Origin of the sequence: Streptosporangium sp. NBC_01810 (assembly GCF_035917355.1) — a bacterium.
Lineage (GTDB): Bacteria > Actinomycetota > Actinomycetes > Streptosporangiales > Streptosporangiaceae > Streptosporangium.
Window position 1 is genome coordinate 2,048,191 of record NZ_CP109070.1, and the last position, 20,041, is coordinate 2,068,231.

Consider the following 20,041-nt stretch of genomic DNA (forward strand, 5'->3'; position numbering starts at 1 on the left):
CGTTGTCAGGAGATGCGGATCACCGCGATCAGCCCCTTAACCTGCGCTTACACGCCATCGGGCATCGTTTCTACCAACCGGTGAGCACCGGCCTCCGCCCCGTCGAATCGGGGGGACGTGGGACTTGGGGAAGACATGGACCCGAACAGGAACGAGCAGCAGGACACACCGGCCGAGGCGACCCCGGGGAACGACGGCTGGACCCAGTTCGGCAAGGTGCCGCCGAGCGCCGGCGCCTATCGTGCCGGTGAGGACACCGGACCGCAGCCGACGCTGATCCACCCGGTGCCGGAGCAGCTCGCCGCCGAGGCCCCGGAGAAGGCCGGAGGACCGGCGGTGGTCCCCGCTCAGCGCGGCAGGCTCACCGCCGGGCAGAAGATCGGCGCCGGTCTCGCGCTGGCGGCCATGGCCGTCGGCGGCGGGGTCGCGGGAGCCTTCGCCGCGACGAGCCTCAACGGCACCGCCACCGTGGTGTCGTCGTCCAGCCCGATCGTCAGCCCGGTCGGCAACGTGACAACGGTCGCGGACATCGCCCAAGCGGTCCAGCCCTCAGTGGTGTCCATCGAGGTCAGGACCGCCGCGGGCGGGGGCGAGGGGTCCGGAGTGGTGCTGTCGGCCGACGGCCTGATCCTGACCAACAACCACGTGGTGACGGCCGGCGGGCAGGGAGGCCCGGACAGCCGGGTGACCGTCAAGTTCAGCGACGGCAAGACCGCCACCGCGAAAATCATCGGCACCGACCCGGCCACCGACCTCGCGGTCATCAAGGCGGAGGACGTCTCCGGCCTCACCAAGGCCGCGATCGGCGACAGCGACCGGCTCAAGGTGGGCGACTCCGTGCTCGCCATCGGCAGCCCGCTAGGCCTGTCAGGGTCGGTCACCGCCGGGATCGTCAGCGCGTTGAACCGTACGCTCACCGTCGGTGGAGACCAGGGCCAGCGGCAGCTCCCGCCCGGCTGGGGCAACCAGGCGGAGGGCGGCCAGAGCCCCACCACCATCGGTGGCGCCATCCAGACCGACGCGGCCATCAACCCCGGCAACTCGGGCGGCGCGCTGGTCAACGCCGCCGGGCAGGTGGTGGGTATCAACACCGCCATCGCCACCAACGGCGGGGAGGGCAGCATCGGTGTCGGCTTCGCCATCCCCATCAGCACCGCCAAGCATGTCGCCGAGCAGCTCATCAAGAGCGGCAAGGTCTCCCACGCCTTCCTGGGTGTGAGCGTGACCGATGCCACCGGGGATGCGGATGGCGCGCTGGTCGGCCAGGTCACCGAGGGCAGCCCGGCGGCCAAGGCGGGCCTCAGGCAGGGCGACCTGATCACCAAGATCAATAACACGGCCGTGGACGAGGCGGCCACCGTGGTCGGAGCCGTCCGCGGCTTCAAGCCCGGCCAGCAGGTGACCGTCGCCTACGTCAGGGACGGGCAGCCCCAGACCGTCACCGTGACCCTCGCGGAGAAGACCGGCGAGTAGTTCCACCCGCAGGTCGTGCCGCCGGAGCCCTTGTGATCCGGCGGCACCACCTGTTTTCGGGACTCAGGAGAAGCGGCGGCCCTCGTCACGCCGGTAGGCCCAGACGGCCAGGGCTCCGGCCGCCAGGGTCCAGAGGCCGAACATGACCATCGACAGTGTCCCGGGGGTGCCGTGGCCGATCGCGGCCCAGACCAGCTCGACCGCGCCCCGGCTGGGCAGGAAGGGCGCGACCAGCTCGATGAACGCCGGTGCGTCCGTCGGGTTCATGAACAGCCCTCCGCCCACCGCCATCGGGAACAGTGTCAGCTGCACCACCGCCATCGCGGCCTTGGAGGGCAGTGCGCAGCCGATGAACAGGCCCAGGAGCTGGAACGGGACCGAGGCGACCACCAGGGCGCCGAGGCCGAGCAGCAGCCGCGCCGGCGTCACGACGGCCTCGGTGAGCAGGGCGGCCACCAGCAGCACCGGTACGATCCCGATCGTTGTCATGGCCAGCGCGTTGAGGATCCGGGCACCGAACCTCGGCCAGGGACCCGCGGGAAGGGTGCGGGTGTAGGAGTCCCAGGGCTGGGCGCGGTCCTCGGCGATGCCCAGGCCGTGGGTGAACAGGGAGCTGGACATAGCCGAGTAGATCAGTATCGACGCGGTGGCCAGGGTGGCTCCGACGGGGTGGTCCCCGGCGAACGGCACTACGAAGAAGAACATCGAGGCGGCGGGGAAGAAGCCGTTCCCGATCAGGGCGATCGGCACCCGGACGGTCTCCAAGAGCTGGTACCGGGTGTAGGTGAGAAGAAGCGACATGGGTGATCCTCCCAAGAAGGCTGGACGCGCCGGAAGAGCCGGGCAGGGCGAACCGTTCCAGCAGCGCCCCCCCGGTCGACGCCGCGCGGGTAGTGGGCGGCGACGAAGTCCAACACCTCGCCGACCCGCAGTGTCGCCGGCAGTCCGGTCTCCTGCGGGGTGACGCCGATGCGGCGCCGCCGCCCGGAGTCGGTGGGGGAGCCGCCCAGCAGTTCGACCCGGCCCACACTGGGCCTGCGCAGACCACAAGGAGGTTGATCAGGGTGGACTTCCCGACTATCGGTTTGGGACGCTTTTCCCGGTTTCCCAGCCAGCCCTACCCCTGGTACCGGGCACAGGCCCCCAGCCCAGGCACTGATGATCTTGAACGTCCCTGCACCGGCCCGCCGCAACCCACCCACCCTCCCTCGAGTCCGTCGTGGCTCAGCTCGCCCCCACCCTGACGACGCCGACCGTCCAGATATGGAGCCTTTGGCACCGACCTTCCAGGACAACCCGCGACGCTGACGGCAAGTGGGCTCAAACCTTCTTTACTGGTTTCAAGGCGCCAGCGCTCCGCGCCGCCGCTCCCCGAGCCGCCGGAACAGTTGCCGAATTAATCAGCGACCCTCACGACACCCCCGCCACCGACGAGTTGCCGAAAGAACCAGCCGCCCCCGCTACCGCCGCCATCGGTTGCCGAAAGAACCGGCGATCTCCCCCGCGCACACCCGTAGCGTACGAATTGCCGAATTAATCTTGTATAGGTCAAGCAGGCGGCAGCGCTCCGCGCCGCCGCCCGGCGCGGCATGCCCGCCCCCGCCGGACAGACATCGAGGCCGGGCATGCGGCCTGGAGGCCGGTCCCGCCCCGCGCCCGCCCGACAGGGACGCGCAGACCCCGCCGCCCACCGCACAGCCCGCCGCCGCAGCCAACCGCACCCGCCGACCACCCACGCGCAGCCGCCCCAGGCCCCAGACGACGAAATGACGTACGCACGGTCAGTACGTCACCCATAAGACGTACCGATCACCAGAGCCCGTCATGTTCACCCGCCGACAGGCCGCTCCGACCACCGGCCCCAACCGCTACGCGGCCCCTACGGGGTGCTTCGCATTGGCGCCGGCCGCTCCGCTCCGTAGTCCCGGTACGGCTTCCCCCGTAACAGGTAATCCGGTCTCACCGCCCATGGATACGTCAGCGACCGGCAATCAACACACCTGCACTTAAGCTTCTTCGCTACGCGCCACGATCCGTGCTCCACACCGGGGTCACGCACAGCGATGAGCGCCCCTTCGAAGGCAGCGGCCCACTGATCATCGTAGGCCCGCCACATCAGCACCTGCCGGAGTCGGTACCCATGCTTTTCCGCCACCCGCACCAAGTCACTCTCCAGACAACCACCCCCCTTCAAGACGTCGTCAACGATCCGCGCCTGCAACAAACGATTCTTATACGGAGGCGTCTCCCGGTACACCGGGAAACAGTTCCCCCCGACAGCGAACGACGCATCAACAACGACCCGATCAAACTCCTGATCCGCGCAACGGTAACTGTGAATCGTGGTCGTATCCACACCTACCTTCACCGACACTTCGGCCATGGTAAGACCGGACGCGATCCCTTCAATTATCTGACGTCTCACGCCGTCGTCATCGAGGATTAAAATTGACACCTATAATCCCGCACTCCATCAATTATTCCGACATTACCGCTTCAACTCGTAAGTCGAAAGTGACGTACTCAGCGTTGGGCCGGGGATCTCAACAAGCGCCCTCTTGACTCGCGCAGCCCCCCGGCCAGGTGCGACGGCCATTAGCGCGGGGATGGCGCACCGCCGCACCAGCTCAAAGCATCAGCAGGCCAGCCGGAACCAGACCGCGCGACCTATCTCCGGATCATGGTCAGAACCCCAACCGCTCGACAGGCGATGGACCCAGTCCAGACCCCGCCCGCCGAGACTGTCCTCACCCGCCGACCGCATCGCGGGCACGTTGACCGACGACCCCTGATCGATCACCTCGATGTGGATCACGTCCCTACCCAGCCCCACGGCGACCGTGACCAGCCCCTCGGGGTCAATGCCCGAATCACTGTGCAGGATGCTGTTCGTCACGACCTCACTGACCAGCAACCGCGCCGTCTCCAGGACCTCACCCGAGAAGCACTGCGCACTCAGCAGCTCCACCACCCAGCCACGAGCCTGCCCCGCCGACCGCACCTCACCACCGAAGTTGCGCATACCGACGATGCACAGCCCATCCCAGCGCCGGAACATCGTCTCCACCGCGCCGTAGACGTCTTCCCGGCTCACCGCGCCGCCGCCTTGAGAATGCGCCGCACCGCGTCCTCGCTGAACGCGTCGACCCGCTGAGTACGCCCCCGCCCCCAGGTGAAGATCCACCCTCCGTGCTGGAACAGGGCAGTCACTCGCAGATCCCCCACCGCGCGCGGCATCACCACACGCGGTTCGCCGGTCAGCGGGAGTTCCACCGTCGTCGCCACACCCAGATAACGGAGATCCCAGGCCAGCCGGACAAGATGGATGAACCGGTCCTCCTGCGGATCTTTCACGACTGATCGCTGTACGACAGCGGATACTTTGTCCCGCTTCTCTGCCGTCGCTTCACTAGAGCGCCTGGCTCTAGGATGATCCATGGATCGCACCTCCCTGTGCGGTCAAGGACCCGTCCAGTGCGCAATCACTGAGGCGGGTCCGCTCTTTTATGAGCTTGGATGAGAGCGAGAGCTACGCCACGCCTCTAGTGCAGGCAGGAGGGGCGTCGCGACTCTTGAGCGCAAGCCGTAGCCCCTGCTGTACGGAGCGGAGAAGCACTCATAGGGCGATCATCGCTGCGGGCATTGGCCCTAGTTAATGCCGTAGCACTGGCAGCACTAGGATTATTCTTCTCACGAATATCTGTGCGGTAGCACTTCCGCGCCTAACCTAAAGTTATGAGACAGGACCAAGGTCGTCCCTCGCTTCAGTTCTGGTCCACGCCCGCCGTAGCAGCCGCTCTCGCGGAGTGCGACATCCCCGCCGTCCTCGCTGAGGTGCAGCGGGCCAACGGATGGACGCAGGGCCAACTAGCCGAGGCGATCGGCTACTCCCAGAGCTGGGTTTCTAAAGTGCTGCGGAATCGTCAGCCGCTCACGGTGGACCAGGTCCGGGAAATATCAGTCCGAATCGGACTTCCACTTCATTTGCTCCGATTCGGTGCCCGAGGGGATGACGATCCAACGAAACGCAGAGACTTCGGCAAGGCGGTGGCTTTCACGGCTCTCGCAGCCCTACCCCTGCCTAAACGTGCGGAGGTGGACGAAACCACCGCACCCACTTTGACCAGCATCACCGGCGCTCAACGACGCCTAGAGGCAACGACGCCCGCTAATGAGCTAGCCCGAGGAGCCGTAGCCCATGTGAATCTGGCGAACCGTGTCCTCGGACGCGCCGCCCAGTCCGACTACGCCAGTGACATCCGTGCAGTGATGAGCGAAGCCGCTGGTTTCGCCGCATGGCTTCATGCCGACATGCACGACATCGGCACCTCGCGCACCTACTACCGCTTGGCGATCGACAGCGCCCGTCAGGCCGAACACTCCCTGTTGGCGGCTTACATGATCGGCAGTCTGGCCGCCTTCGAGATCGACGCCGATGACCCCATGTTGGCGCTGGACCTACTCGCCCAAGCGCGAAGGGAACTAGGTGAACAGCCACCGGCAACCGCACGAGCATGGCTGTACAGCATTGAGGCACTCGGCCACGCGACCGCCCATGACGCCCCCGCCGCTGTAGCCGCGTTACGAGAGGCTGAATCCGCAGTGATTGCCAGCGAACGGGCAGCAGCACCGCCGTGGCCTTGGGTCTTTCCGTTCGATGATGCGAAACTCGCGGGCTATCGCGCACTGGTCATGGTACGACTCGGCCGCGCAGACGAAGCCGTGGCCGCGTTCGCTGAGTCGTTGTCATCGGTCCAACCAGCCATCAAGCAACGTGGAGTGCTCATGACTGAGATCGCCACTGCCAAGGCCATGTCCGGGGACTATGACGAGGCTTTTCACCTGGTATCAAACGCCCTGACGGTAGGGATCACCTACGGCTCAGAGCGGATCATCCAACGTGCTAGACGGTTCCGCCGAACCTATGGCGGTCCAATGACAGGCAGCGCCCGCGCGTTCGACGAGCGTCTTCGCGCGACTCTCCTTTAGAAAGAAGGCCATGATCCGTATCGCCGTCTCCGGACACCGGGGCCTTTCCCCCGCGATCACTACCCTGATCGACGACGCTATTCGCTCACTGCTTGCCGAACATGCCCCTACGTTCACGGGCCTGTCATGTCTCGCGGACGGAGCTGATCAGATTTTCGCCCGAGCCGTCATCGACCTAGGTGGAGTGCTGGAGGTCGTGACCCCCGCCAGACAGTACCGGGAAGGGCTACCCGTCGAGGCGCACCAGGAGTACGACGCGTTACTCGTCAGAGCCGAGCAGGTTCACGCCATGGATTTCATCGAGTCCACATCTGAGTCACACATGGTGGCCAGCCGTTTCATGCTTGATCACGCTGACGAGCTACTTGCTGTCTGGGACGGCAAGCCTGCCAGGGGATACGGCGGAACGGCAGATGTCGTAGCTGAAGCCAGAGAGCGAGGGCTGAAGATTCATGTCATCTGGCCTGAAGGGGCTCAGCGCTGACGGCCAAGTCTGTCGCGGATAGTCAGCCTGTTTGGTCTACACGGCCCGCTCCGCGCGCCGATTCGCGTGGCGCGTGCGGGTGGGCGCCCCCGTCGCCCAATTGTCCGGGGCTCCCGGAACCCGTCAAGCACGGCTGTGATCGTAGGACAACCAGTCTGTACGGAAGGTCACCGGGAACATGTACACGCAAAGCCGCCCTTGACAGAACCCGGTCGCAGTCCCGGTGTCGGCAGCTATGGGGGTTGAGGGAGATGTGGGACCCGCATGGTGCCGACCGTTCCGAAGAGCTGGACCTAGACAGCGAGCCGACGCATCCGGCAGGGGAGCGCCCTAGGCAACTGGCATGGGAAGGTGCCCATGAGGCCCCTTGAGCTGCCGTGCCAACTTAAGCGGGAGTGCTCAGTGCCCGGTGGTCAGTGCCTCGGAACGCCACAGGTCCCGGTAATACCCAGGCAGGTCCACCAGCTGCTCGTGGGTGCCCCGCTGGACCACCGAGCCGTTCTCCAGCACGACGATCTCGTCCACCCGCTCCAGCCCGCGCAGGCGATGGGTGACGAGCAGCGTCGTGTGGCCGTGGGTGGCGTCCAGCAGGTCGGTCATGAGCGCGTCCGCCGTCGTCTCGTCCAGAGCCTCGGCGGGCTCGTCCAGCAGCAGCACCGGCGGGTCGTGCAGCAGCGCCCGCGCGAGCGCCAGCCGCTGCAGCTGCCCCCCGGACACCGTCCGGCCGTCCTCTCCGAGCACGGCGTCCCAGCCGGTCCGCTCCACCCATCCCTCCAGGCGCGCCCTCCGCAGGGCCCCGGCGAGCTCCTCGTCACCGGCCTCGGGGCCCGCCAGCCGCAGGTTGTCCCGCACCGACGCCTGGAACACGTACGGATCCTGGGTCAGCCCGGTCATCACCCGCCGGACGTCGTCGGACGCCAGCTCCCTGACGTCCACCCCGCTGACCCTGATCGTCCCCGACTCGGGCTCGACCAGGCGCATCAGGGCGGACAGCAAGGTGCTCTTGCCGGCGCCGCTCGGGCCGACCAGGGCGACACGCCTGCCGGGAGTGAGGGTCAGGCTGACGCCGTCCAGCGCGGGGGCGCGGTCGGCGCCGTGCCGGACCACCAGCTCCTTGATCTCAATGGTCGGCGGCCCGGCGGGTACCTCGACCGCGGTGGCCGGCTCCGGCACCGCCGGAGCGGTCGCGCCGACCTCCCGCAGGCGGCGCAGGGCGGCGAGCACCCCGGTCAGCCGCTCGGCGGCCGAGGCCATCGGCAGCACCGGTTCGAAGGCGACCAGCGAGGTCAGCGCGAGCACCGCGGCGGCCACGGAGCCCGCGCCGGAGTTCTGCGCCACGAGGACGATCGCCGCCACGGTCAGGCCCTGGGTGAGCATGCCCAAGGCGGAGGCCGCCGCGTTCGCCCGTGCCTGGCGGCGCTCCAGCGCAGCCAGCCGGCTGTCGGTCTCGGCGGCGGCGGCCAGGGCCCGCTCGTTCGCCCCGTAGGCGGCCAGGTCGGCCGCGCCGTGCACCAGGTCGGCGACCCGGGCCGCCAGGTCGGCCCGTGCGGGGGCGATCCGCGCCGACCAGCGCCGCGCGGCGGCGGCCGTGCCCGCCGGGATCAGTACCCCGGCCACCAGCAGCCCGGCCACCAGCACCAGCGCCGCGGCCGGGAGCAGGAACAGCCCGATCACCACCGCGGTCATGCCGGTGACCAGCGCCGCGACGGCCGGAAGCAGGCAGCGTACGAGCAGGTCCTGCACCGCGTCGGTGTCGTCGACCATGCGGCTGAGCAGGTCGGCCCCCCGCTGGTTCAGCGGTCCCGCGGGGATGAGCGCCTGGTAGAGCCGCTCCCTGGTCGTCGCCTGGGCTCGCAGCGCCACGTCGTGTCCGGCCAGGCGCTCCCCGTAGCGGAAGACCCCCTTGGTCGTCGCGAACGCCCTGACCCCGACGATCGCCACGCTCAGCGCCGCCAGCGGAGGCTGCTCGGCGGCCCTGGTGATGAGCCACGCGGCGGATCCGATCAGCCCGAGTCCGGCCAGCTCGGCCGCCGCTCCGGCCGCCGCGGCGAGGGCCGTCCGCCTGCCGGTGCCGGACAGGATCCCGTTGGAGTGGATCATGGGGAGGGGATCTCCTCTCGCGTCCCGGCCACCACGCGGCCGTCGGTGACCCGGATCACTCGGTCGGCCAGTTCGATCATCGCGGGCCGGTGGGCGACGATCACAGCGGTTCGGCCCTCGGCGAGGTCGCGGGTCGCGCTCACGACCGCGCTCTCGCTACGGCCGTCGAGCCGTGCGGTCGGCTCGTCCAGCAGGAGCAGGCCGGCTCCCGGACGGCAGAACGCGCGGGCGAGCGCGACCCGCTGCCGCTGCCCGGCCGACAGGTTCGTCCCGCGCTCGCCCAGCACGGTGTCGTAGCCCTCCGGCAGCGCCGAGATGAACTCCTCGGCCTGCGCGGCCCGCGCCGCGGCCCTGACCTCGTCGATCGTCGCGCCGGGGGCGCCGAGCCTGATGTTGTCGGCCACCGAGGTGGCGAAGAGGTGCGGGCGCTGGGGGACGAACGCCAGGCGCGCGCGCCAGGAGTCGTGGTCGCCGATCGCGGCACCGTCGACGAGCACCCTGCCCTCGGTGGGGGTGACGAAGCCGAGCAGCAGGTGGAGCAGGGTGCTCTTTCCCGCGCCGCTCTCGCCGACCAGCGCCACCCGCTCACCGGGGGCGATCACCAGCGACACGTCCTCCAGCGCGGCCTCCTCCCGGTCCGGGTAGCGCACCGTGACATGCTCCAGCCGGATCTCCGGTGCCGTCGTCGCTCCAGAGCCCGCGTGCCCGACGGCGGGTGCGCCACGCGGGGACGGAGCCTGCGCGTGGCCGTCGAGCACGGCGAACGCCTCGTCGGCGGCGGCGACGCCCTCCATCGCCGCGTGGAACCTGCTGCCCATGTTGCGCAGCGGCAGGTACGCCTCCGGTGCCAGGAGCAGGACCAGCAGCGCGGTCGACAGGTCCAGTGAGCCCGACAGCAGCCGCAGGCCCACCGGAACGGCGACCAGGGCCAGTGAGAGCGACGCGGCCAGCTCCAGCACCAGTGAGGACAGGAACGCCACCCGCAGCGTGCGCATCGTCGTGGCCCGGTGGGCGTCGGCCACGGACGCGATCACCTCGGCCTGGTAGCGGGCCCGGCCGAAGGCGCGCAGCGTGGGAAGGCCCCGGACCACGTCCAGGAAGTGGCCGCCGAGGCGGGACAGGGCCCTCCACTGACGTTCGGTGACGGCCTTGGTGTGCATGCCGACCAGTGCCCCGAAGATCGGGATGAGCGGCAGCGTGACCAGCACGATCACCGCGCTGGCCAGGTCGGCGGTGAAAAGCCGGACGAGCACCGCGATCGGCACGACGCCCGCGACCGCCACCGCGGGCAGGTAGCCCGACAGGTAGGGGTCGAGGGCGTCCAGACCGCGGCCGGTCAGGGTCACCAGCTCTCCCGAGCGCACCGAGGCCGGCCTGGTGGGGCCGAGCTCCTGCAGCCGCGCCAGCAGGCGGTGTCGCAGGGCGGACTTCACTCCGGTGCTCATGCACCCGGCGGCGACCCCCTGTACCAGGGCGAACAGCGCCCGGACGCCGACGAGCAGAGCCAGCAGGATCAGGGCGGAGGTCGCGAACCGCCCGGACAGCACCCCGGCGAGCAGCTCCGCCTGACCGAGGACGAGCAGTCCGGTCAGGACGGCGGAGGCCAGGCACACGGCCAGATGGCGGCGGACCGCCCGCTCGCCCAGCGCCAGCCGTACAAGATCCTTGTGCATGCCAACCTTAGAGACCTCAGAAGAACGATGGAACCCGGTCGGCGGCACGCCAGGGACCGAACGTCCGCCATACCCATACTTGCGCACCCACCATGAAGGGTGCGAACGGCAGAATCATGAGACTCAGCACATTTAGCGTCCCAGCGGGCGCCATATGGTGCAGAAGCCAGGGGGCGAGCACGACGAGCAGCACCGTGACGGGCGCGGCCGCGGCGCACGCCGAGCCCAGGAGCGCCCATCCGGTGCGGCGCGCCCCGGTCATCCGCTCGGGCAGCCGCCAGGAGAGGAACGTCCAGCCGTGGAGGGCGAACAGCGCGGCCATCGCCAGAGCGCCCGCCAGACCGAGCAGACCGATCACCGGCCCCGACAGGCCGCCGGCCACCGCGACCAGTGCCATGCCCCAGCTCAGTGCCAGGCCGTAGGAGCCGGCGCAGATCGCCCAGTCCCAGGTCGCACGCCATGCGCTCCCGTCGGCACGGCGGCGGAACCAGAGCCCGGCGTCGCGCAGGATCCACGACACCAGCAGCAGTACCACCAGCGGGTAGAGGCCGAACAACACCTTCCCCTCGATCGAGGGGAAGGCGCCGAACAGCACGCCCGCCACGGCCACCAGCCACACCTCGCCCGCCAGGACGAACGGCGCCATGGCGGCGACGATCTCGTCCCGGTCCCGTTGCGTCCTGCCGAGCACGGGCAGCAGCATGCCCACTCCGATGTCGAAGCCCTCCAGGGCGAAATAGCCGACCAGCAGGAGTGCGAAAACGCCCAGCCAGAGGATGTCCACGATCAGCTCCCTAGTAGCTGAGCGCGTGCGCGCGCTCGTTGGGGTCGGCGGGGGCGTCCGCGCCGAGGGTGGCGACGGCGGGTCCGTGCCGTACGGTACGGGCGATCAGCAGGTAGTCGACGAGCGCGAGCAGGCCGAGCACGCCGCCGAAGGCGATGAACGAGACGGTGACCATCCCCGGGGTGAGTCCGGGGGACATGGCGTCGGCGACGGTCAGCCTGCCGTTGATCAGCCAGGGTTGCCGCCCTGACTCCCTGGCCAGCCAGCCGAGGATCGCCGCCAGGAAAGGCAACGGGGTGATCGCCATCAGGACGGGGTGCGCCCAGCGCCAGCGCGGCAGCCAGTACACGGTCGGCGTCAGCGCGAACATGATGACGAACTGCAGCAGCTGGCCGATCATGATCATGAAGCCGAGCCCCAGCCCCGAAAGTCCCCCGCCCCCGAACTTGTCCGGCTGGACCCCGGAGATCGCGCCGAACTGGGCGTAGCCGAAGCCGACCGTGATCAGCGAGCCGACGAAAGAGGTGATCACCCCCGTACGGAGCGAGCTCGTGAAGAACTCCCGCTCGGAGGTGTGCCTGAACAGCTGGTAAGCGCTGGCCCCCATCACCACGAAACCGCCGGCCCACAGGCCGGCGCCGAGCACGTGCGGCAGCGCCATGGTCAGCGTCGGGTTGGTGAGCAGCGCGCCGAAGTCGGTCAGGACCAGGCGGCCGCCCCGCTCCACGGCTCCGGCGGGGTGCTGCAGGAACGAGTTGGCCACCATGATCCAGAAGGCGGAGGCGTAGGCGGTCAGCGTCACCATCCAGATGCACATCAGGTGCAGCCATCTGGGCAGCCGATGCCAGCCGAAGATCCACAGGCCCAGGAAGGTGGATTCCAGGAAGAACGCGCCGAGTGTCTCGATCGCGAGCGGCGCCCCGAAGATGTCCCCGGCGTAGTGGGACAGGCCACTCCAGTTCAGGCCGAACTGGAACTCCATCACCAGCCCGGTGAGGATGCCGAGCGCGTAGTTGATCACATAGATCTGGCCCCAGAAGCGGGTCGCCCGCTCGTGGATCGGCTTGCCGGTGATGGCGTAGCGGGTGTGCATGATCGCGATCAGGGGGGCCAGGCCCAGGGTCAGCGCGACGAACAGGAAGTGAAGACTCCCCGTTACGGCGAACTGCGTCCGGGCCAGGTCGAGCACGTCCACACTCTCACCTCCAATATTATGGCTGCCTACCTGTAGGCACTCTACATGTAGAACGCCTACAGGTAGAATGCCTATACGAGAGGTAGGCTGACGACGTGAGTGAGCGAAGCGAACGGGCCGCCCGATGCGGCGATGCGGGATCCGTCCGGCCCGCGGAGGCGATCGCGTGAACACCGACGCGCTCCGCGGCCACATGGACGCCCTGCTGCTCTCCGTGCTGGAGCACGAACCCCTGCACGGCTACGCGATCATCGAGGCGCTCCAGGCGCGCAGCGGCGGCGCGCTGAACGTGCCGACGGGCACGGTCTACCCGGCGCTGCGCCGGCTGGAGCAGGCGGGATACCTGACCGGCGAGTGGGCCACGGTGGGCGGCCGCAGGCGGCGCACCTACCGATTGACCTCCTCCGGTCGCACGACCCTCGCCGGCGAGCGCTCCGCCTGGCAGAAGTTCGCCGGAGTCATCGGCGGCGTCCTGGAGCCGCGGACCACCCGCTGACGTCCGGCATGTCCGGCGGAGGCGGGGCCTGTGCACAGTCGGGGCTTATGCGCAGTCGGGGCTTATGCGCAAGTCCGGGTTTATGTGCAGTCGGGGCTTATGCGCAAGTCCGGGTCTATGTGCAGTCGGGTTTATGTGCAGTCGGGGGTCATGTGAAAGCCGGGGTTTATGTGCAGGCGGGGACGGGGCCGCGGCGGGTGAGGCTCAGGCATCGGAAGGCGCCATAAAGCTGCAGGCCCCAGAACGCGTAGCTCACCAGCGCCGCACCGACTCCCGGCGGGTAGTCGCTCAAGCCGATCGCCGCGCGGGAGCCGAGCATCAGTGCCCCCGAGAGCACGAGCATGACCGGCAGCATCGCCCAGACGAACATGCCCAGGAACCGGGTGATGAGCCGGGGGCGCCTGATCCTGCGCAGCCCCCGGCCCAGCGCGAACAGCGCGATCCCGCCGAGCACGCCAATGAGCATCTGGAGGATGTCCAGGCCACGGGCGACCGGGACAAACCAGTCGGGACTGGTCTCGTACCCCATCGGGGTGGTGGGGAAGATCTTCCAGATCGCGCTCCACATGACCGTGGTGAGCGGCACGGTGAGGAACAGCACGACGGCCAGCCTGCGGCCCGCCGCGATGGACAGCTCCTCCTGGTAGTCCGGCGCGATCTCACCGATCGCCCCGAACTCCTCGACCGCGGCACGCTCGGCCTCCTCGCGCCCCAGGCCGCCGCTCTCCAGCGCCTCGGCGGTGTCGAGCAGGCTGTCGCGGGCCTCGGTGATCATGTCAAGTCTCGGACCCCTGGGACCTCTGAGAGCGCGGCTGAGCCCGGTCACGTAGTCGTCGATGACCCCGGTGCCTGCCATGCGCTCTCCAGATGTTCTCCAGCGGCCTGATCCCCGCCCAGGGTATGGATATCCCATCCTGGTCGCCCATCCGGGACCGTCGCATCGGGGACCACCCTGAGAAGACCCCGAGTCGACAGCCGGCCACCCGCGGAACACGCTCGGATCCCGTGGGAGCGTACGGTCTTCCGCGGGCACGCGCGGTCTCACGGGCGGGTCTCAGCCGTGGTTGGGCACGCGCCGCAGAGGCCACCAGCGCAGCCTCGGCCATGGACTGCGCGAGGCGACGGCGAGTGCGCAGCCGCTCAGCCGGAGCCCCTCGGGATGGCGGATTCCGGTGAAGAGGCAGGCGCTGAGGTCCAGGTCGGAGAGTTCCAGTTCCCCGGCGTCCACCTCGTGCAGCGAGGTCACCCGGGCGCCGGCCCGGCCCCGCACCGTGGCCGGGCCGCGCAGGGTCGCTCCCTCCAGGTCGGCCCGCGCGTTGTCGAGCCGGACGGTCAGCCGCCCGTCCACTTCCAGGCGCCGCAGGTCCACCGAGCACCCGCCGGTGGTCACGTCGAGACCCTTGCCCGCCCACGCCCCGGCGAGGGTCAGGTGGCGGCCGACCGAGATCGGGCCCAGGTAGCCACCCGCCGAGAATCGCGCCCCGTCGAACCCGGCCAGCCCGCCGAAGCTCGTCTTGCGGAACGACACGGTACGGCGGAACCTGCAGCCTCTCAGGGTCGCGTCGCCGGTGAATCCGGTGCCGTCGAAGGTGACGAAACCCCGGAAGTCGGCGTTCTCGAAGGACGCGGTCCGGTCGAAAAGCGCTCCTCCGAACAGCGCGTCGCCGTTGATGGACACTTGGTCGAAGGCCGCGTGCCCGGTGATGGCGACCCCGTGCAGGGAAAGTTCCCTGTCGAACCTGACCTCCCTGAAGGAGACGTTGCGGGCGAACCTGGCGTTGAAGAACGAGGCGAGGCGCTGGAAACGCGCATGGTCGAAGGAGACGTCCCCGCCGAATGCGATGTCGCAGAACCGCACGCTCTCGGGAAAGGTCGCCCAGTCGAACCGGGCCCGCCCCAGGCGCCCGCGGGTCGCGGAGAGGATCCGCTCCAGCAGGTTCCTGCTGACGACTGTGGCCCGCAGGTCGATCGTGGAACCGGGGGAGAGGCCGCGGACGACCTCGTCGAGTTCGGCGGCGTCCAGATGGGCCAGGCAGCGCCGGTACGGCTGCCGCGCGGATCCGGCGCACCCCTGGGATGCGGCGCAGGTGTCCCAACCCACGTCCAGAGTTCTCATAACCGCAGTGATACCCGCAGGCGCCGAGGCAAGCGACCTCTAGGTCAAGGAAAGCCATATCTGGCCGGGCTGGATAGACATGAAGTGTCAAGATTCTTGAATTCGCCCTCTATCCACTTTTGGGTGGATGTTCTGGAATTCATCCCGCTCTACGCTCCCGGTCATGCGTGCTTTATCCCGGGCGTTCGCCGCCCTCGTGACCGTCGGTCTCGCCGCCACCGGCGTCGCGACCCTCGCCTCATGCCCGGCCCTGGCGGAGCCGGGCACCATTGTCATCAGCCAGGTCTACGGTGGTGGCGGTAGCGCCGGCGCGCCACTCACCAACGACTATGTCGAGCTGTTCAACCGCAGCGCCGCGCCCGTCGCACTGGACGGCTGGTCCGTCCAGTACGCCAGTGCCACCGGCACCGGAAACTTCGGCGCCAACCCGGTCGTCCCCCTGGCGGGCACGCTCGCACCCGGTCAGTACCACCTCCTCCAGCTCGCCGGCGGCGCCGTCGAGCCCACGCCAACGCCCACCCCGACCGTGGAACCCACGGTGGAACCCACGCCGACGCCCACCCCGACGGGGGAGCCGTGTGAGATTCCGGTCACCCACCAGATCGCCCAGGTACAGGGGAGCGGTGACGCCGGCCCGCTGGCCGGCCAGGTCGTCCGCGTCGAGGGCGTCGTGACCGCCGACTTCCAGGAGACGAACCAGCTCAGCGGGTTCTTCTTCCAGCCCGACGCCTTCCGTGCCTCCGACCACGACCCCGTGATCGTCGGCCTCACCCTGTAGGCCTGGCCCCGCAGGCCGGCAAGAGCTGACAGACGGTGGCCCGGTGCCGATCGGTGCCGGGCCACTCGGCCGTCCTGGTACTGAGAGGCCGCTAGGCCGACGAGCCGTGCAGCTCCGCGACGACCACCGTGTTCCCGTACAGGTCGGCGAAGTGCAGGGAACGGCTGTCGGCGTCCTCCTGCTCGCCCCACACGCGCACGCCACGCTCGCGAAGGCGCTCGCCGACCAGATCGAGATCGGCGGTGTACAGGACGAGCAACGGCCGGCCGCCGGACTGCCGTCCGATCAGCTCGCGATCTTGGTCGTCGACGACGGGCATGAGCCACAACCCGACCGCATCCTGACCTGGCAGGCCGATGTGCAGGTAGCGGTAGCCGTTCGTGACCTGGTCGTGGAGCACGGAGAAACCGAGGACGTCCCGGTAGAAGGCCAGGGCCGCGTCGGGGTCGTCGACGAGCACCACCAGGCGTCCAACGGCGGAGAACAGGTCCTTGGCAGGGGGAGCGATCATGCGGGGAACCCTAGCCGGGGCGACCGACGTTTCCGCCGGGCCGGTGAACACCGGGGACGCGCGGTGAGCCCGGGTCTCGTGGCCCCCGCGGGCGGCGACTTCCCAGGTCGCCCGGTTCGAGGGGGCCGGCGGCCGGCGGGATGGAATGCACGTGGACGGGAAGTGGTTATGCCAGCCATACAGACGTGAACGACAGGAGGAGCCACCGGTGGCCACCATCGAGGTAACCGAGAAGAACTTCAACGACATCGCCGATGAGGGGATCGTCCTGCTGGACTTCTGGGCGGCCTGGTGCGGACCGTGCCGCACCTTCGGGCCGATTTTCGAGAAGTCGTCCGCGAAGCACACGGACATCAAGTTCGGCAAGATCGACACCGAGGCCGAGCAGGCCCTCGCGCAGGGATTCGAGATCACGTCGATCCCGACGATCATGGCCATCCGCGATGGCATCGTCGTCTTCGCCCAGCCGGGCGCGCTGCCCGAGCCCGCTCTCGAGGACCTCATCGGCCAGGTCCGCGCGCTCGACATGGACGCGATCCGAGCCGAGCTCGCCAACGAGCTCGGTGTCCAGAAAGGCTGACACAGATCGGGAGAGCCTCGCGACCGGCTGCGGCGCGGGGCTTTCGCACGCTCGGGGATCGTGTCCGCGGGCCCGGAACGACCTCGCGGGCCTGTGAGCGCCTTTGCGGATCCTCGATCGTTCGGATGGATCCGGATCTCCTCGCGGCCCGGGCCCTTTGAAGGGTTCGGGCCGCGGCGGAGGCGGGTATCAGACCGAGCGGTAGAGCTCGGCCACCCGGAAGGCCAGGTCGAGCGACTGGCTGCGGTTGAGGCGCGGGTCGCAGGCCGTCTCGTAGCGCCGGGCCAGGTCGTCTTCGACGATCTCGGCACCGCCGCCCACGCACTCGGTGACGTCGTCGCCGGTGAACTCGATGTGCACGCCGCCCGGGTGGGTGCCGAGCGCGCGGTGCACCTCGAAGAAGCCCGCCACCTCATTCAGCACGTCGTCCAGATGGCGGGTCTTGTGGCCGCTGGGCGCCTCGAAGGTGTTGCCGTGCATGGGGTCGCAGATCCACGCCACCTGGGCGCCGCTCGCGGTCACCTTCTCCACCAGCTCGGGGAGGTGGTCACGGATCTTCGACGCGCCCATCCGGGTGATGAAGGTCAGGCGCCCCGCCTCGTTGTCGGGGTTGAGCTTCTCGATCAGCGCGAGGGCGTCCTCGGCGCTGGTCGTCGGGCCGAGCTTGACGCCGATCGGGTTGCGGATGCTGGCGAAGAACTCGACGTGCGCGCCGTCGAGCTGGCGGGTGCGCTCGCCGATCCAGACCATGTGCGCCGAGACGTCGTACGGCCGGCCGGTCCGCGAGTCGATCCGGGTGAGCGCCTGGTCGTAGTCGAGGATCAGGGCCTCGTGCGAGGAGTAGAACTCGACGGTGTGGAACTCCTCCGGCTCCGCCCCGCAGGCGCGCATGAAGGCCAGTGCCTGGTCGATCTCGCGGGCGAGCTGCTCGTAGCGCTTGCCGGCGGGGGACTCGCCCACGAAGTCCTGGTTCCAGGCGTGCACCTGGCGCAGGTCGGCGTAGCCGCCCTTGGTGAAGGCGCGGACCAGGTTGAGCGTCACAGCCGAGGAGTGGTAGGCGCGCAGCAGCCGCCACGGGTCGGGGACGCGGGATTCGGCGGTGAAGTCAAAGCCGTTGACCATGTCGCCCCGGTAGGCGGGCAGCTCGATGCCGTCACGGGTCTCGCTGTTCTTCGAGCGGGGCTTGGCGAACTGCCCGGCCATGCGGCCGATCTTCACCACGGGGACCTTCGCCGCGTAGGTGAGCACGATCGCCATCTGGAGCAGCGTCTTGAGCTTGTTGCGCACATCGTCGGCGGTGGCGCCGGCGAAGGTCTCGGCGCAGTCTCCGCCCTGCAGGACGAAGGCCTCGCCCCGGCTCACCGCCGCCAGATCCGCCTTGAGGTTGTCGCACTCGCCCGCGAAGACGAGGGGCGGAAGCCCTTTCAGCTCGGTGACGACCTTGTCCAGCTCGCCGCGGTCGGGCCACTCGGGTTGCTGCGCCGCAGGCAGCCGCCGCCAGGAATCGAGGTTGATGCTCACGGCATCAGGCTATTGCAACCGGCTGGGCGAACGGACCCGACTGTCCACATGGTGAGAAGGCCTTCATACCTGGTGAGATCCCGCGGGATCGGCGACGTGTTCGGGCAGGACGCCCAGGCCGATGAAGCGCCTGGCCAGCGGGCCCATCAGGGGAAGGCGGGAGATGTCGCGCGGCAGCCGCACCGGGCGGCTGCGCTCGGTCAGCGCCGGCCGGATCAGCCGGTTCTGGACAACGCGCTGGGCGAACTGGGTGATCACGGTGGGCGGGGTGCGCCGCCGCTGGACCCCTGCGAGCAGCGATTCGGGAATCTCGGCCCCGGCGGCGAGCGGTCCGGCCAGCAGGTTCGCGGCGGCGACCGCGTCCTGCACGGCCAGGTTGATGCCGACGCCGAAGACCGGGGACATGGCGTGCGCGGCGTCACCGATGACCAGCAGTCCCGGCCGGTGCCAGCGGCGCAGCCGGTTGAGCGCGACCGACAGCACGCTGACGTCCTCAAAGCCGGACAGCAGCTCGACCCGGTCCGCCAGGGAGGGCAGGAGCCTGGCGACCGGCTCGCGCAGCGCCGCTATCCCCGCCGAGCGCAGTTCCTCGAAGCCGCCCTTGGGGATCACGTAGGCGAGCTGCCAGTAGGTCTCGCGGTTGATCGACACCATCAGGTGGCCCGCCGACAGCCGCAGGAACGTCGAGTCGGAGTCGGTGGGCTCGCGCGGCAGCCGGAACCAGACCACGTCCATCGGGGCACCGTGCTCCAAGGGGACGAGTCCGGCGGACCGGCGCACGTCCGAGTGGCGGCCGTCGGCGGCGACGGTGAGCGTCGCGCGCAGCTCGTGCTCACCCGAGGCGTCCCGATAGCGCACCCCGCGCACCGCGTCGCCCTCGCGGATCACCCCGCGGACCTCGGCCTCCATGCGGAGGTGGAAGTTCGGATACCTGGCGGCGGCACTGGTCAGCAGGTTGAGGAACTCCCACTGCGGCACGAAGGCGATGTACTGATATTTGCCTTTAAGTCCTGATAGGTCAGCGATCGGCACCGTGGCGTCGTCGGTCTGGATCTCCATTCCGTACGCCTTGCGGTGCGGGAGCCGGTGGAATTCCTCGGCCAGGCCCAGCTCGTCGAGAATCTGGAGGGTCGACGGGTGGATGGTGTCGCCCCTGAAGTCGCGCAGGAAGTCGCCGTGCTTCTCCAGGAGCGTCACCTCGACGCCGGCTCTGGCCAGCAGTAGTGCGAGCATCGCCCCGGCGGGTCCGCCCCCGGCGATCACGCATGTGTTCCGAGCCATAATTCATCACCCCATGAAATTCTGGCACGAGATGCCGCCTAAGAGAACAGCGGGCGCGGT

The 20,041-nt window shown here is 69.0% G+C and carries 19 protein-coding genes and 1 pseudogene; 7 read left to right on the forward strand and 13 right to left on the reverse strand.

Features of this window, described 5'->3' with window-relative positions; all coding sequences use genetic code 11:
- Window positions 1-135 precede the first annotated feature (135 nt).
- The gene (locus OIE13_RS09345) at window positions 136-1,473 is read left to right on the forward strand and encodes a S1C family serine protease (RefSeq protein WP_326641038.1); all 1,338 of its coding nucleotides are present in this window, start codon (window positions 136-138) and stop codon (window positions 1,471-1,473) included.
- 63 nt (window positions 1,474-1,536) lie between these two features.
- Here OIE13_RS09345 and OIE13_RS09350 read toward each other — a convergent pair whose 3' ends face one another.
- The 4 genes from OIE13_RS09350 to OIE13_RS09365 form a co-directional block, all read right to left on the reverse strand.
- On the reverse strand, window positions 1,537-2,274 hold the full coding sequence (locus OIE13_RS09350; protein ID WP_326641035.1) for an ABC transporter permease: 738 nt from the start codon (window positions 2,272-2,274) through the stop codon (window positions 1,537-1,539).
- Between the two features lie 1,078 nt (window positions 2,275-3,352).
- Window positions 3,353-3,928, reverse strand: coding sequence for a hypothetical protein (locus OIE13_RS09355; RefSeq protein WP_326641033.1), 576 nt, complete (start codon window positions 3,926-3,928; stop codon window positions 3,353-3,355).
- 180 nt (window positions 3,929-4,108) lie between these two features.
- Window positions 4,109-4,567 carry an ATP-binding protein gene (locus OIE13_RS09360; protein ID WP_326641031.1) on the reverse strand — a complete coding sequence of 153 codons (459 nt, stop codon included), beginning with the start codon at window positions 4,565-4,567 and terminating at the stop codon, window positions 4,109-4,111.
- Window positions 4,564-4,827: a hypothetical protein gene (locus OIE13_RS09365; RefSeq protein WP_326641029.1), complete on the reverse strand. Its 264-nt coding sequence runs from the start codon at window positions 4,825-4,827 to the stop codon at window positions 4,564-4,566. Before OIE13_RS09365 ends, OIE13_RS09360 begins: the two co-directional genes overlap by 4 nt.
- Window positions 4,828-5,208: 381 nt before the next feature.
- Between OIE13_RS09365 and OIE13_RS09370 the strand changes: the two are divergent.
- From OIE13_RS09370 to OIE13_RS09380, 3 genes and pseudogenes are all read left to right on the forward strand, one after another.
- Window positions 5,209-5,448, forward strand: a pseudogene (locus OIE13_RS09370) (helix-turn-helix domain-containing protein); the annotation flags it as partial.
- A gap of 225 nt (window positions 5,449-5,673) precedes the next feature.
- A complete protein-coding gene (locus tag OIE13_RS09375; RefSeq protein ID WP_326647123.1) occupies window positions 5,674-6,462 on the forward strand; it encodes a hypothetical protein in 789 nt (262 codons plus the stop codon).
- A 10-nt stretch (window positions 6,463-6,472) separates the two neighbouring features.
- A complete protein-coding gene (locus OIE13_RS09380; RefSeq protein ID WP_326641027.1) occupies window positions 6,473-6,946 on the forward strand; it encodes a hypothetical protein in 474 nt (157 codons plus the stop codon).
- A gap of 399 nt (window positions 6,947-7,345) precedes the next feature.
- Here the strand turns inward: OIE13_RS09380 and cydC are convergent, their stop codons facing one another.
- The 4 genes from cydC to OIE13_RS09400 are packed head-to-tail and all read right to left on the reverse strand — an operon-like array spanning window position 7,346 to window position 12,698.
- Window positions 7,346-9,046, reverse strand: coding sequence for a thiol reductant ABC exporter subunit CydC (cydC, locus tag OIE13_RS09385; RefSeq protein WP_326641025.1), 1,701 nt, complete (start codon window positions 9,044-9,046; stop codon window positions 7,346-7,348).
- Window positions 9,043-10,719 (reverse strand): thiol reductant ABC exporter subunit CydD, encoded by a 1,677-nt coding sequence (cydD, locus tag OIE13_RS09390; RefSeq protein WP_326829875.1) that lies wholly within the window; start codon window positions 10,717-10,719, stop codon window positions 9,043-9,045. Before cydD ends, cydC begins: the two co-directional genes overlap by 4 nt.
- Window positions 10,720-10,735: 16 nt before the next feature.
- On the reverse strand, window positions 10,736-11,503 hold the full coding sequence (locus OIE13_RS09395; protein WP_326829876.1) for a cytochrome d ubiquinol oxidase subunit II: 768 nt from the start codon (window positions 11,501-11,503) through the stop codon (window positions 10,736-10,738).
- Window positions 11,504-11,513: 10 nt separating this feature from the next.
- Window positions 11,514-12,698 (reverse strand): cytochrome ubiquinol oxidase subunit I, encoded by a 1,185-nt coding sequence (locus OIE13_RS09400; RefSeq protein WP_326641019.1) that lies wholly within the window; start codon window positions 12,696-12,698, stop codon window positions 11,514-11,516.
- A gap of 166 nt (window positions 12,699-12,864) precedes the next feature.
- On the opposite strand from OIE13_RS09400, the gene OIE13_RS09405 reads away from it, so the two are divergent.
- Window positions 12,865-13,194: a PadR family transcriptional regulator gene (locus OIE13_RS09405; protein ID WP_326641017.1), complete on the forward strand. Its 330-nt coding sequence runs from the start codon at window positions 12,865-12,867 to the stop codon at window positions 13,192-13,194.
- 166 nt (window positions 13,195-13,360) lie between these two features.
- Here the strand turns inward: OIE13_RS09405 and OIE13_RS09410 are convergent, their stop codons facing one another.
- Together OIE13_RS09410 and OIE13_RS09415 are read right to left on the reverse strand one after the other, a co-directional pair.
- Window positions 13,361-14,050, reverse strand: a complete 690-nt coding sequence (locus OIE13_RS09410; protein WP_326641016.1) for a permease prefix domain 1-containing protein — start codon at window positions 14,048-14,050, stop codon at window positions 13,361-13,363.
- A gap of 198 nt (window positions 14,051-14,248) precedes the next feature.
- On the reverse strand, window positions 14,249-15,310 hold the full coding sequence (locus OIE13_RS09415) for a pentapeptide repeat-containing protein (protein ID WP_326641014.1): 1,062 nt from the start codon (window positions 15,308-15,310) through the stop codon (window positions 14,249-14,251).
- Between the two features lie 163 nt (window positions 15,311-15,473).
- Between OIE13_RS09415 and OIE13_RS09420 the strand changes: the two genes are divergently transcribed.
- A complete protein-coding gene (locus OIE13_RS09420) occupies window positions 15,474-16,088 on the forward strand; it encodes a lamin tail domain-containing protein (RefSeq protein WP_326641012.1) in 615 nt (204 codons plus the stop codon).
- Between the two features lie 91 nt (window positions 16,089-16,179).
- On the opposite strand, the gene OIE13_RS09425 is transcribed toward OIE13_RS09420, so the two are convergent.
- Window positions 16,180-16,599 carry a VOC family protein gene (locus tag OIE13_RS09425; RefSeq protein ID WP_326829877.1) on the reverse strand — a complete coding sequence of 140 codons (420 nt, stop codon included), beginning with the start codon at window positions 16,597-16,599 and terminating at the stop codon, window positions 16,180-16,182.
- 208 nt (window positions 16,600-16,807) lie between these two features.
- Here OIE13_RS09425 and trxA point away from each other — a divergent pair, with 208 nt between their 5' ends.
- A complete protein-coding gene (gene trxA / locus OIE13_RS09430; RefSeq protein WP_030908921.1) occupies window positions 16,808-17,179 on the forward strand; it encodes a thioredoxin in 372 nt (123 codons plus the stop codon).
- Between the two features lie 189 nt (window positions 17,180-17,368).
- Here the strand turns inward: trxA and OIE13_RS09435 are convergent, their stop codons facing one another.
- The gene (locus tag OIE13_RS09435; RefSeq protein WP_326641006.1) at window positions 17,369-18,700 is read right to left on the reverse strand and encodes a class II 3-deoxy-7-phosphoheptulonate synthase; all 1,332 of its coding nucleotides are present in this window, start codon (window positions 18,698-18,700) and stop codon (window positions 17,369-17,371) included.
- A gap of 63 nt (window positions 18,701-18,763) precedes the next feature.
- Window positions 18,764-19,981, reverse strand: a complete 1,218-nt coding sequence (locus OIE13_RS09440; RefSeq protein WP_326829878.1) for an FAD-dependent oxidoreductase — start codon at window positions 19,979-19,981, stop codon at window positions 18,764-18,766.
- Window positions 19,982-20,041: the final 60 nt, after the last annotated feature.